This is a genomic window from Moraxella sp. CTOTU49097 (assembly GCF_032064105.1).
GTDB classification, from domain to species: Bacteria; Pseudomonadota; Gammaproteobacteria; order Pseudomonadales; family Moraxellaceae; genus Faucicola; species Faucicola osloensis_B.
The window spans coordinates 33,768-47,487 of record NZ_DAMBOA010000008.1 but is presented as its reverse complement, the minus strand read 5'-3'; the positions used below and the strand labels follow the sequence as shown (position 1 = coordinate 47,487).

Sequence of the window (13,720 nt, the reverse complement as noted above, 5' to 3'; positions counted from 1 at the left end):
TATTAACCCGTTAAGCGCTCAAATTTTATGTCTGCCACTGTTTTGCTTGCTGTTGTGTTTGTGCTGAGCTTAACGCTTATCACTTGGCTCCTCAATCAACTCCCCCAACGGATGATTGTGGGGTTTGATGCCAGCCATCGCCATTCCCCATTAGATGGTATCCGTGGCATTTTAGCGTTATCGGTGTTTACCCATCACTTTTTTAAAAATTATTTCTTTCAAATGACGGGGCGCTGGCAGTCACCCAATATTGATTTTTTTACCAACTTGGGTAGTGTGCCGGTATCGCTGTTTTTTTTAATTACCGGATATTTATTTTTTGGTAAACTCAAACAGCCGCAGATGGATTGGCAATATCTTTATCGCTCTCGGCTGCAGCGCATTGTGCCGCTGTATTTATTTTTGGGCATTTGTATCGTCGCTATCTATTTCACCCAGCAACATCCGCCGCTACCCCTGCCTGAATGGCAGCAATGGACGCTGCGCTGGTTAAGCTTTAACAATCAATCGCTTAAAAACTTTTACGCTTGGCCACTGGTTGCGGGCGCGGCTTGGACGCTGCTTTATGAGTGGGGTTTTTATTTTAGCCTACCGTTACTATTTTTATTGGCGCATCCCAAACAAGTATGCCAGTGGCAAAATATCGCGATGCTGATGATAAGTTTACCTGTGTTGTGTTACGTTTTCACACATACTATTATCAAGCTGTATGGGTTATTCTTGCTGGCTTTTTTTGCAGTTTGGTTGGAAGATTTTTTTAAAGATGTATTGGCAAAATTTCCTGTGGTTTTTGCAATCGCTTTATGCCTACTCACCCTGTTTATTTTATTTGAAACATCGGCGTATTCTTATGGGCAAATGCTACTTTGTGGCTTACTGTTTTGTTTTATCGCCAACGGTTTTACGTATTTTGGCGTGTTATACCAACAAGGTCTAAAGGTCTTGGGTGAATTAAGTTATAGCTTGTATCTGACCCATGGTTTAGTAATGTATGTTTGGTTTAACTTATTACACTTGCATGACTTTAGCCAATCGATGACCGCGTATGTGTGGACGTACCCGCTGGTGTTGGTATTCGTTGTTATGTTTGCTGTTATAGGCTACAACTATATTGAAAAACCTTTGATGCATCGACCTAGCTATCGTCGTGATGCGACAACAGTATTGCAATCATAGCCAATCATAGCGTAGCTTAATGAGTTCGTGATATCATAATCACTTAAAATTTTTATAAAATCGGTAGTCAGTATGTTGTCCGTCATCCAAAATTTATCCAAAAAAACCCAGACCATCAAAGCAGAATTACAAGAGGACATCCAAGCGGTGTTTGACCGTGACCCTGCGGCACGTAACACGCTTGAAGTGCTGTTGACTTATCCTGGCGTGCATGCGCTATTGATTCACCGCGTCGCCCATAGTATGTGGCAACACAATAACAAAGGCTTGGCACGGTTCGTATCCTTTGGTAATCGATTTTTGACCGGGATTGAAATTCACCCTGCAGCAAAAATTGGGCGTCGATTCTTTATTGACCATGGCATGGGCGTGGTCATTGGTGAAACTGCTGAAATCGGTGATGACGTCACCTTGTATCATGGCGTCACGCTCGGTGGGGTATCATTAAGTGAAGGCAAACGCCACCCCACGCTGGAAGATGGCGTGGTTGTCGGTGCAGGTGCCAAAGTATTAGGCGGCTTTACCGTAGGTAAATATGCCAAAATCGGCTCCAATGCTGTCGTTGTCAAAGAAGTGCCTGCCGGTGCGACCATGGTAGGCGGTGCCGCGCGTTTGATTCATGATAAAGCCAAAGCGGAGCAAATGGGGCTTGATAGCTTGGCAAATAATGGGGTAAGCCCAGCTGACGACTATATCGAAAAAACCGTCATCGAAAAAACAACCGATGCTGAGCAGATGAAAGCGGTTGAACAAACTTCCATTAATACCTCTGCTACCAATGAAGATGATTGCAATAAAATTAAGTTAGAGCAAGCGGGCGTTTTTCATCAATATGGGATTGACCCAAACACCCCAGACCCCGTGGCAATGACTTTTATCAAAATGCTCGAGCACATTCGCCAGTCTGAAGCGCGCCTTGATGAATTGCAAAGTGCGATGTGCAAATTGGATCCAAATTTCTGCAAAAAACACTATACCAAACTTGATGTGCGTGAATTGGATGCCGTCGATCCGCAATTTTTTATGGAAGATGAACTATAAAATAAATTCCACCCGATGATAAATATGAGAGGTTATTGGGTGGCGGCTTAGATGATTAGCTTAGAAAGACTGGGGCGTTGGTGTGGGTTTAAGTAAAAATTGGTTGCTTCGCTTGGTGGTTTGCAAATCCGCTAATACCTGATCTTGCCAACTCGTTTCTGCACCCATCAAAGTCACATCGGGTTTGACGCCTACGCCATCAATTTTCTCACCTTTACTTGAGTAATAATGCGCGACCGTTAGCTTTACTGCTTCGTTATCATTGATGGGTACAATGCTTTGGATAGAGCCTTTACCATAGCTAGTTTCGCCATACACCTTGGCACGTTGGTTGTTTTGTAGGGCACTGGCTAATACTTCAGCCGCCGAAGCGGAATAACGATTTTGCAATACGACCAGCGGTAAGTCGGCAAATTGGGCTTTGCCGTGGGTGCGCATCACCTCTTGTATGCCCTGACGATTTTTAATCTGCACCACCACTTTATCGTTCATAAATAAGCTTGCGATATCATTGGCAGCTGACAACACGCCACCTGGATTATTGCGCAAATCGAGTACCAGCACGTTAAACGGCTGATTTAATTTGGTGAGCGCCATTAAAAATTGCTGCTGGGTATTGTTTTGAAACACAGGGATTTGCACCACCGCAACACCATTAATGATGTTGGCACTCATGGCTTGTTGTTGTAACAAGGTTCTTTGCACCACCACCAGATGTTTACGACGACCTTTATCCGAGACTAACAACCGAGCCGTTGTCCCTGCAATGCCTGTCAGCAGCTGATCGACATCTTGCGAGGTTCGTGTATTGTCTAACTTATTATCATTGATTTGATGCAAATAATTGCCGCGCTGAATACCCGCTTTTGCAGCAGGCGAATTGGGCAGCACGTCATCAAACACCCAGCTATCTACATCGGCATGAAAACTGACACTCACGCCAATACTGCCAATATCGCCTTCGGTAAATAACCTTAAGTTTTCAAACGCGTTCGCATCCAGATATTCAGAATAAGGATCGAGCCCAGCTAAAGTGCCTGCCATCGCATTGGCAAACAGGGACTCATCATCGACATTTATCACATAGTTTTGACGGATGATATCAATCATTTTGACAAATTTTTCAACCGTGATGGGTGATACTGCCCCCAACGCCACTTGCTGTATTTGCCCAGAGGCTGGCGCGATGGGCTGAGTGGCGGGATTTGGCTGAGTAGTGGGATTAGTCACTATAGGCGTGGTTGACGTAATATCCACTTCCCCGCCATCGTCAGCGCCGTCATCCGTCAAATTGTCGTTATCAGCGCCATCGGGTATACCATCAGGTGCATTCACCCCACTAGCAGGTACGGCAGCAGCAGGATTGACACCCGCAATCGCCTGAGTGATGGCGGGTGTTAATGCCGTTCTATTGGTTTTTGCCGCAACTGAGGTAGCAGATTTGACTGGTGGTTTGATAGGCGCACTGACAGTCGGTCGGCTAGCAGCATAACCCAATGAACCTATCCCCCACAATGCCAGCACGATAACGTGTCTTTTGAAAGTAGGGTTGGATAGTGGTTTGAAACGCTGCGTTACCATAGGATAGTTGCACCCATTAACTGTTAGTTTGCTACGATTAAGCTTTCACCTGTCATTTCGGCAGGTTTGGCAAGGTGCATTAGGTCTAATAGGGTTGGCGCCACATCCGATAGCTTACCACCTGTGCGAATGTGGACGTTATCAGGCGCTTGCTCGCTGACATAAATAAATGGTACTAGCTCTGTGGTGTGCTGGGTGTGTACCTGTCCGCTATCATAATCTTGCATTTGCTCAACATTGCCATGGTCAGCGGTAATCAGTAAATGCCCATGATTGGCAAGCACACAATCGGCAATGGTTTTTACACAGTTATCCAACGTTTCGACGGCTTTGATAGCGGCATCAAACACACCTGTGTGCCCTACCATGTCACCATTGGCATAATTCACAATCAGTACATCATACGCACCCGAATTGATGGCTTGAGTTAATTTTTCCGTGACTTCTGGCGCACTCATTTCGGGTTGTAAATCATAAGTAGCAACCGAAGGCGATTTGACCAAAATCCGCTGCTCCCCTTCAAACTCTGCTTCACGCCCACCACTAAAAAAGAAGGTCACGTGCGCGTATTTTTCGGTTTCCGCAATGCGCAGTTGGGTTTTGCCTTGCGCTTGCAAATACTCGCCTAAGGTGTTGGTTAGCGATGTCGGTTCAAAAGCGATACTGGTCAAGTCATTGTTTTGTAATTCATCGGAGTATTTGGTCAGCATCACAAATTTTGACAGTGTTGGCAGTTTTTCACGCGTAAAGCCATCGAAATCAGCTGATACCAGTGCTTGGCTGATTTCGCGGGCGCGGTCGGCACGAAAATTCATAAAAATCACACTGTCATTGTCTTGGATAGTACCAAAATCAGCCCTTTGGTTAGCATAACGCACCCAAGTCGGCTTAACGAACTCGTCACTTTCACCTGCGCCATACGCTGCGCTAATTGCTTCAGCACCTGATTGTACTACCCGTTCTGCTTTGGCTTGGGTCAGCAAATCATATGCTTGCTGTACCCGATCCCAACGTTTATCCCGATCCATCGCAAAGTAGCGACCAATAAGACTGACCAAATAAGCCGTGCCCTCATATTGCTCGTTAAGCGTGGCAAGTGCTTGTTCTAATTGTGCGACATAATTGTCCGCACTTTTGGGGGGCGTATCACGACCGTCCAAAAATGTATGGATAAAGACCTGCTTTGCACCTTGCTGCAATGCCAGTTCGACCATCGCAACAATATGATCTTGATGCGAATGAACTCCCCCATCCGATAACAATCCCATGATATGAATATTGGCTTGTCGGTCATTGGCAAGCTTTACTGCTTCGGTTAATGCAGGGTTGCTAAAAAATTGCTGTTCGCGGATTTCTTTGTGAATACGGGTAGAGTCTTGATACAAAATACGACCTGCACCCAAATTCATATGCCCGACTTCAGAGTTACCAAACTGCCCTGCGGGTAAACCCACGTCTTCACCTGACCCTGAAATCAAGCCATGGGGATAATGCTGATACAAATAATCAAGGTTTGGGGTGTGCGCCGCGGCAATCGCATTATCACGCTGATCTTCGCGATATCCAAAACCATCTAAAATCATCAACACATGGGGGATTTTTTTAACCGTCGATTGATGGGTAACCGAGTTAGACGCTTGATTCATTGTTGCCTCTAGAAAAGCTAAAATAAGGAAAATACAAAACTAGTATTAAAAAAATTTTGAAAATTATAGCATAGCTCGCTCAATCTCTTTAACCCTGATTTTGCGTCATTCTGTTAACTGCAAAGCCTGTTAACTGTTAACTGCTAAGCAATATGATGAGAACAAAAAACCTTGTGATGTGTTTTGACGATTTCAATGGTATTTTGAGCGTCAAGTGTAATTAATTTAATCAATCATTGAATTAACGAGCGAGCTTTTGCATCAGTTCACCGAATCTGCTACAATACATGCATCTGGGGTATTCGCCAGTTTATGGTTTTACCTGAGCTGATAATTTATATAAGGGTATGCGTTCTTTTCACTTGTTGTGCAAGCCTGCATCCAGCCACGCTGCGATGATTCAGGAAGCCTTAAGAGTGGTTGCCATACCCACCCTGAACGTTACAGTTCATGGGTTCACATAGACAGCGGTACTCTGGACCAAAATTTAATAAAAAACCATCTAACCCAATTCGGCTAGATGGTTTTTTTTGCTCAGCCATTGATTAACTTAAAAAAATCAATTTTGCCAATAAAATCACGGTTAACACCCAAACCGCAGGGCTAACTTCTTTATAACGTCCACTCACCAATTTGGCAATGGTATAGGTGATAAAACCTAACGCAATCCCATCCGCGATTGAGAAGGTAAGCGGCGTCAACAGCAGCACTACCGCGACAGGTGAAGCTTCTGTCAAGTCATCCCAATCAATCTCACGCAGCGTAAATAACATCAATACCGCGACATAAAAAATCGCCCCTGCCGTCGCATACGCAGGAATCATCCCAGCCAATGGCGCAAAAAATAATGCCAATAAAAATAACACACCCACTACAATCGCGGTCAAACCGGTGCGTCCACCTGCTGCCACCCCAGCGGTGCTTTCTACATAACTTGTTACCGATGAAGTCCCTAGCAATGACCCTGCCACAGCCGCCGTTGAATCAGCAAACAAGGCTTTACCCAGATTCGGGATTTGACCGTCGGTAGACATTAACCCGGCTTTTTTGGTCACACCGATTAGCGTGCCTGATGTATCAAATAACACCACAAATAAAAAGGCAAAAATCACGCTAACCATACTCACATCAAGCGCACCTGCAATATCTAACTGCATAAACGTCGGTGCAATCGATGGCGGCATTGACACAATCCCTGAATAATGACTTTCCCCTGCCAACAAGCTAATCACCGTCACAATTAAAATTGACAACATTACTGCCGCAGGGACTTTACGCTGCACAAATACGACAATCAGAAAAAAGCTTAAAATCGCCATCGCAGGACCAAAATCGGTGAGTTTGCCCATCGTCACAAACGTGGCGGGACTCGCCACGATGATGCCCGAGCTTTTAAGCGCAATAAATGCTAAAAACGCCCCAATCCCTGCCACGATACCTTGTTTAAGGGTATAGGGAATGGCGTTGATAATCCATTCACGCAGTTTAAAGGCACTAATCAACACAAAGAGCAAGCCTGAAATAAATACCGCCCCCAAAGCCACTTGCCAGCTTTTACCCATTCCCAAGACGACGGTAAAGGTAAAAAACGCATTTAGACCCATGCCAGGTGCCAATGCCACGGGCAAACGCGCAATCAATCCCATCAGAAAACAGCCCAGCGCTGAGGCTAGACACGTCGCTACAAATACTGCCCCTTTATCCATCCCGGCTTTTGCTAGCATGTCGGGATTGACAAAGATAATATAAGCCATGGTCAAAAAGGTTGTCAGACCTGCCAGAATTTCAGTTTTTATCGTTGTATTGCGGCCATCTATGCCAAAATAGCGCTCGATTACATTCATCTATATTCACCCAGTTTATTCACCTAATTTGCGTCTGTATCCGTTGTGTTGACAACGCTTTTGTGCCCGTTTTCTGCCCCATTGTCATTCAACAACGCCCAAGAAAAACCCCTTATTTTACCCTAGAATACGCCAGTAACAAATAACTGATTAAAATAAACATAAAATAACTGGGAATTTTGAAGCCAATTTATTGCGCTGCTGCGTTATTGGGCAAAGGGTAAAAATTGGCGGTTGTAAGTGATGAGTTGTGGTGGCGTGTTATTTTGTGTGCCATTTTGTGCATTGACTGGTCCTGGCATGGGCTTCGCTGACACACCAGAAGCAGGCGCTGGGTCATTGTCAGCTTTAGGTAAAATCTTAGCGATTTGGCTATGCAAAAAAAGCTGCTTGTCGTCACTTTTGACGCTGACAACGACGTGAAAACTTTGGCTTTGGGTGGATAACAGCTTGGCGATGCGTGCTTTATTACGCTCGTCAATCTGGGCAAAACTTGGCACTGCCCACAGTTGATTTAAGTTTTGCACCCGTAGATTGTTTTCTCGGGCATTTGCCCAATTGATGATTGCCGTATCGTCGATTTGGTGGGTAGCCGCCACATTTGAAGCTGCGCTAGTGTCTTGCCCAGATTCTGGGGCGTCATCACTGTCCGAACGGTTTGAGCCTTGCGGATGGTTGCCATTGGTTGCGGCGGGTAAATTCACCAGTAGGGTTAATAGTTCGGGCTTCACTGTGTTAATATTCATGGGCAGATAATATGGCACTGCGGTCAGATACGGCGCTAATTTTTGCAATCCTTCGCTGTCCATACCGCGCACCTGTTGCAATTCATTGATTGAGATAAAAGGCTGATTAGCGATACCCATCGCCATTTTTTTGCCCGTACTTTGATAATACGCTGCTTCTGCGCCACCGTTGGCAAGGGTATCACTGTCTGGGTCTTGCCAATCGAGCACCGCCATCGCAATATTGGGCGATAAGCCATTGGCTTGTAACAGCGCTTGAAAAAAAGCCAGTGCCGTATCATCCACTTTGCCATCGTGATACAGGTTATTAATATTAAAGCGGCTGGCATCATCGTCGATTTTAATGTTGACTTTGGCTTGATTGATGGTTTGCTCAGCTATGGGTTTTGCCCAAGCGTCTGTCAAACTATCGACTTGGTTGACTTGGCTGTCTTGCGCGATCACATTGGTCGCCATAGCTTCGCCTGCCAAGGCATATTCTCTAAGCTGCCCTTGACCTTTGGTTAGCTCAAATTCTCGAATCATCACTTTTTGATTGGCAAGCATACTGCCTGCCACGATGGTAATCGCCACCACCAACAACAAAATAGTCAGTAGCGCCATTCCTTGTTGCCCATGCCGATATGGCGGGTTTGCTATGGTAACATTTGCAAAAATTTTAGACGGATTGGAGTTTGTTGGCATGGTGTATTTGCTAAAATTTGATTGCATTATGGGTTCGGTGCGTTTGGCGGTGTACTGGGTAACGCAAATCGCCAAGTAATTGGCTCGCCTTGGTAACTAAAACTAAGCTCGATGCCGCGTGGTAACTGCTGATAAGGCGTTAAATCTATACTGTTTTGCAAATTGCCATTTTGATCTGTTACATTATTAAGCGTGTTAGGAATCGGATTGGTTGCAGCATTGGCCGTTTGATTGGTGTTTTTTTTCGCTTGTAGTTGCTGTACCTTTTGCAGCGTGGCTTCATCTGGAAAAACACTCACCGCGTCAGGCGTCAATGCTCGCCAACTGGCATCCTTAATACCTGTCAATAACACACTGGTTGCAGGGGTTTCGTTGTTGTCGTCTAACTGGTAAAAACGCCGTTTTGTCAGTGTTTCCCCTGCCAACGAATATTGTATTTTTGCTAGCATAGGTGACGGCTGATAACGCGGATCGGGCGCAGCAAAACGGATAAAACTCATTTGTGACGTATTTAATACAAAGGTTGGTGTCATAGCGGCACTATTCGCCGATGTCGTATCATTGGCAGTCGCTGACAGGATTGGCACCGCCACATAATTGCTGGTTTGTGCCAAATCTTGCGACAGCTGTAAATAAGCATAATCAAGCTGTGATAATGATTTTTGATGTTGGTAGCCGCGCTCGCGACTTTTGGTCAGACTATCCATAATCTGCCATCCCGCCAATGCCAGCATGGCAAAAATCACCAATGCAATCATCAGTTCGATTAAGGTAAAGCCTTGCTGAGATGTTTTATGCCGTGCGGTTGCAGCAGAGGAATGAATAAAAAAAGGGCTCACGGCGTTGTCCCCATATCCTTTACCAGTACTGCATCAATATCCACCACGTCTTTTTTTGCGCTGCCATCGACAATAGGTGCCACGCGAACATGAATGGGTTGGACAAAGCCTTGACTGGGTTGTGTGGTTTGCGGTGAGATAACCACTTGCCATTGACGACCTTGCGAGGTGATTTGCCGAGTATCGGATGCGGTGAGCCAAGTTTTTTGTACTCGTAATTCTGCCAGCGTGTTTTGCGCCACATAATAGCCAAAGGTTCGTGTTTTCATGTTATCCACGGATTGCACATAACTGCGACTGGCTTGGCTTGCCGATACCGCAACCACCGCCAAAATCGCTAACGCCACCATGACTTCAAGTAACGTAAATCCTTGCTGATGCTGTCTTGTAGCCAGTCTATTTGAGGTAGCCATGGTCATTTTGCCACCTCGATCGCTCCAGCTTGGTTGACGATGATGGGATTGCCAACCGCAAAGGTTTGTTTGTCGGCATTGGTTTTTTGGATGCTGATTTGCACGGGTGTCGCCTCGCCTGTCCCAAACCACACCACAGGCGGTGCTTCGCTGCCGCTTAACCAGTTGGCGGTGGGTTGGGTATTTTGGGCGATGGTGGTGTTAAATGGGTTATCCAGTGGGCGGATTTTGACGTCAAGGTTGTCTGGCACATCCAGCGGTGCGATTTGTTTTTCTATCACCCATTGGGGTGGCGCAGGTTGCGAGGTTATGGCGGCATTGGGATTGCGAACAGCACTTTGAGAATAGGAAAAGGCGTTTTCTAATTTAACCACCACTAGCTGATTGGGCGCATCATTTTGCGGCAGTTTGATTGCCAGCCCATAAGGCTGCATGCGTTCTGTTGATAACAAGCGTACATAATCAAGATTACTGGTCAGACGCTCATAAAATGCCGTGTTTCTACGATTTTCACTACCCCCAACCGATAAACTCATCATCCCAGCAAAAATAGATAAAATGACGATGACTACCATGATTTCGATTAAGGTAAAACCTTGTTGCCCACCCATCGCACTGGGTGCGGGAGTGAAAGTTTTACAAGACCGACCAAACAGCAATCGCATCGTTATGCACTCAGACAAAACAGGGATAGTTTATAAAGCTTAACCGTGGGTGATGATAGTTAACTAGTATTCTTTGGCATCTACTATTTGACATTGCGCGTCGTCAGGTTTGATTCAGTCTGTGAATTTGCCGTATGAGTAGAAGCGTTTGATTGACTCGCCCCAGTAGGCGCATCAACTGATTGTACCGCAGCGGGGTATTGCTTGGGAATGTCTAAAATATGCTGAACCAAGGCAAAGCGTAAGGTATCGCGGCGACCAAGATAGCGTTGGTAAAAACTAGAATTTAGCAGTCCTGCACCGCCCTGACCCATCGCCCAAATGGTTGATAGATAGTCTCGGGTACTCATGGTACTGTGTAGCGATTGCAGGTATTCGGCCGTGGTGTTGATTAATCGCTTCATGCGTTCACGGCGAATTTCATACAACTGCGAAAAAAGCTTATTAAGCCCTACGGCAGAATTGGCTAAGCGCTCTTCGATTTGGTTGAGTAATATCGCTTTTTGCGGATTGATCAGTTGAAACAGGGTAAGACGTGCCACGCCTGCGGCAGGACAATCGCCGACTTCGCTCAGCGCAAGTAGTTGTTGCTCATGACGGATAATGATGCGTAAAAACAATTCATCTTTGCTGGTAAAATGCTTGTATAGCGTACCTTTGGCTAGGTCTAGCTGCTCGGCTAGACTATCTAGGGTGATATCGCCTTCCCCAGACTCTAATAGTAACTGCTCGGCAACTGCCAATATGACTTCTTCACGATTTTTGAATTGTTGTTGACGACTCATTGATTACTCCATCAGTCTGTTCTAGTAGCCCCTATTGTTGACGAGACCCGTTACATCAACCCATCTACGCACAACTGTTAAATGATAAAAAAAATGCTCGCTTAATAACTTTGCATAGTAACCCAGCTTAATAACCTCGCTTAGTAACATAAGAGCAAGGTTGTTACGTATGATACATGACTGATGAGTCATTGCCAAATGTTTTATCACATAAATTTTATTACCTACTTAATAAAGTATAAAGATTTCGTTAACTATTTTTAAGCATATTGATGTAATAATGCGTCAAAATTTTGATGGGTTAAGTGCGCAAACTCATCGACTGGCATGTCATAATGCTTGGCGAGAAAATCCGCCACATAGGGCACAAAAGCAGGCTCGTTAGATTTACCGCGTTTGGGCACTGGCGCAAGGTATGGGCTGTCGGTTTCAATCAAAATGCGATCTTTAGGCAGTTTTTTCGCCACTGCTTGTAATTCAGTGGCATTTTTAAAGGTTAGAATCCCTGATAAAGAAATATAAAAACCCAAGTCCAAGGCTTTTTTGGCGGTCTCATAATCCTCCGTAAAGCAATGAATAATGCCATGCTCGGCTTTTTCTGCTTTTAATAAATCCAATGTATCGTGTTTGGCCTCACGGGTATGGACGATAATGGGTTTTTTCAGATGCTGACTGGCATGGATATGGCGGGCAAAGCTCGCTTTTTGTTCTATGCTGTTTTCTGTTGACCAATAGTAATCTAGCCCAGTCTCGCCAATCGCCCAAACATGTGGCTGATTTGCCATTTCAACGAGTGTTTCAACTGTTGCACTTTTTAGCATGGCAATGTCTTCGCAGGGATGCACGCCCACACTCATCCCCAACGTCAGCCCATCGATTTTCGTATTGATAATCTCATAAATAGCATCGTATTCATCCAGCTCACACATAATCGCCATAATCCGCTGCACATTGGCATCCTTGGCGGCTTGTAAGGCTTGACGGATATCACCTTGATATTTTTCTAAATCCAAACGGTTTAGATGCGCATGGGTATCGGTAAACATATCACTCTCTTTTTTTAATTGATTGACGCTTAAATAAGGCTGCGGCGCATAAATTCAATCAAATGCGCCGTCAAAGCGTTAGTCATCGGGTAAAAATTCTTGCAGGACTTGGTTTAAAAATAAAAATCCTTGCGCTGTGCAGTGGATATGGTCACCGCTTAACTCAACCAAACCCCGATTGTGTAGTTTTATCAATTGCGGTTCAATGACTGACCATGCCAAGCCTGTTCTCTGTGTCCAAAACTGTTTGGGCACCCCATTTTTTAGCCGCAGCCCATTCATCATAAATTCAAACGGTAAATCAGCCGGCTCGATGGCTTGCCAACCTATCGCCGACTGATTAACCCTATAATCTTTTGGTGAACGGGATTTACTAAACCGGTAAATGCCATCAGACCGCGTGACTTTACCATGCGCGCCTGCCCCAATTGCTAGATAATCGCCAAACTGCCAATAGTTGAGATTATGCTGACTGGGCTGAAAATCCGCCTGCCTTGACCATGCCGACACTTCGTATTGCACAAACCCATTGGCTTGTAAAAGCTGAGCGCCTTGCTCAAAAATATTCACCAATATCTCGTCATCGGGCAAAATTGGCGTATTGCGATAAAACACGGTATTGGGCTCAATGGTGAGCTGATACCACGAAATATGCGAAACGCCCAAATCAATCGCTTGTTGCAAATCGCTCAGGGCGTCTGCCAGTGTTTGGTTGGGCAAGCCATGCATTAAGTCGACATTTAACTTTTTAAACCCTGCTTGCTGGGCATTGGCAATGGCAAAAAGCGCTTGCTGCGGGTTATGAATCCGCCCCAAGGCGGCAAGTTTTTGGGTTTGAAAACTTTGCACACCAAGCGACAACCGATTGATACCCACCGCTAAATACTCATGAAATGGCGCATGCTCCACGGTGGCAGGATTGGCTTCCATGGTGATTTCACAGTCGTGAGTCAGTGTTAACTGAGCATTGATACCCGCAAAAAGCTGCTGATATTGCGCAATCGGCAGTAGCGATGGCGTGCCGCCCCCAATAAAAATACTGGCTATCTTGCGCCCTTGTACCAAGCTTAGCTGGGTTTTTAAATCGTCTAACAGTGCATCGACATAGCCTACAAAATCAATCGGTGTACGGCTCTCATGTGAGTTAAAATCACAATACGGGCATTTTTTTACACACCAAGGAATATGGATATAAAGCGATAAAGGGATAAGGTTTGGATTTGGCATTAATCAGTAACTAATTCATTTGATTGA

12 protein-coding genes and 1 other RNA gene are annotated in these 13,720 nt (G+C 45.2%); 3 read left to right on the top strand and 10 right to left on the bottom strand.

Annotated elements, in window-relative coordinates:
• Positions 1-27 precede the first annotated feature (27 nt).
• Both RT064_RS06695 and cysE read left to right on the top strand, forming a co-directional pair.
• Entirely contained in the window at positions 28-1,176 is a 1,149-nt protein-coding gene (locus RT064_RS06695) for an acyltransferase family protein (protein ID WP_313062559.1), read from the top strand.
• Between the two features lie 114 nt (positions 1,177-1,290).
• A complete protein-coding gene (gene cysE / locus RT064_RS06690; RefSeq protein ID WP_409519539.1) occupies positions 1,291-2,217 on the top strand; it encodes a serine O-acetyltransferase in 927 nt (308 codons plus the stop codon).
• A gap of 60 nt (positions 2,218-2,277) precedes the next feature.
• Here the strand turns inward: cysE and RT064_RS06685 are convergent, their stop codons facing one another.
• On the bottom strand, positions 2,278-3,798 hold the full coding sequence (locus RT064_RS06685) for a S41 family peptidase (RefSeq protein ID WP_313062557.1): 1,521 nt from the start codon (positions 3,796-3,798) through the stop codon (positions 2,278-2,280).
• A gap of 23 nt (positions 3,799-3,821) precedes the next feature.
• On the bottom strand, positions 3,822-5,444 hold the full coding sequence (gpmI, locus tag RT064_RS06680; RefSeq protein ID WP_313062556.1) for a 2,3-bisphosphoglycerate-independent phosphoglycerate mutase: 1,623 nt from the start codon (positions 5,442-5,444) through the stop codon (positions 3,822-3,824).
• Between the two features lie 287 nt (positions 5,445-5,731).
• Between gpmI and ssrS the strand changes: the two genes are divergently transcribed.
• Positions 5,732-5,930: non-coding RNA, 6S RNA (ssrS, locus tag RT064_RS06675), on the top strand.
• Between the two features lie 59 nt (positions 5,931-5,989).
• Here ssrS and RT064_RS06670 read toward each other — a convergent pair.
• The 8 genes from RT064_RS06670 to hemW form a co-directional block, all read right to left on the bottom strand.
• A complete protein-coding gene (locus RT064_RS06670) occupies positions 5,990-7,288 on the bottom strand; it encodes an NCS2 family permease (RefSeq protein WP_309577077.1) in 1,299 nt (432 codons plus the stop codon).
• A 206-nt stretch (positions 7,289-7,494) separates the two neighbouring features.
• A complete protein-coding gene (gene gspK / locus RT064_RS06665; protein ID WP_313062555.1) occupies positions 7,495-8,793 on the bottom strand; it encodes a type II secretion system minor pseudopilin GspK in 1,299 nt (432 codons plus the stop codon).
• Entirely contained in the window at positions 8,745-9,557 is an 813-nt protein-coding gene (gene gspJ, locus RT064_RS06660) for a type II secretion system minor pseudopilin GspJ (protein ID WP_313062554.1), read from the bottom strand. Before gspJ ends, gspK begins: the two co-directional genes overlap by 49 nt.
• Positions 9,554-9,976 carry a type II secretion system minor pseudopilin GspI gene (gene gspI / locus RT064_RS06655; RefSeq protein WP_313062553.1) on the bottom strand — a complete coding sequence of 141 codons (423 nt, stop codon included), beginning with the start codon at positions 9,974-9,976 and terminating at the stop codon, positions 9,554-9,556. Before gspI ends, gspJ begins: the two co-directional genes overlap by 4 nt.
• Entirely contained in the window at positions 9,973-10,635 is a 663-nt protein-coding gene (locus tag RT064_RS06650) for a type II secretion system protein (protein ID WP_313062552.1), read from the bottom strand. The genes gspI and RT064_RS06650 overlap by 4 nt, the downstream gene beginning before the upstream one ends.
• A gap of 83 nt (positions 10,636-10,718) precedes the next feature.
• Complete coding sequence (locus tag RT064_RS06645) at positions 10,719-11,420, bottom strand: TetR/AcrR family transcriptional regulator (protein WP_313062551.1); 702 nt, start codon at positions 11,418-11,420, stop codon at positions 10,719-10,721.
• Positions 11,421-11,680: 260 nt separating this feature from the next.
• Positions 11,681-12,466: a TatD family hydrolase gene (locus RT064_RS06640; protein WP_313062550.1), complete on the bottom strand. Its 786-nt coding sequence runs from the start codon at positions 12,464-12,466 to the stop codon at positions 11,681-11,683.
• Between the two features lie 78 nt (positions 12,467-12,544).
• A complete protein-coding gene (hemW, locus tag RT064_RS06635; RefSeq protein ID WP_313062549.1) occupies positions 12,545-13,693 on the bottom strand; it encodes a radical SAM family heme chaperone HemW in 1,149 nt (382 codons plus the stop codon).
• Between the last annotated feature and the right edge of the window lie 27 nt (positions 13,694-13,720).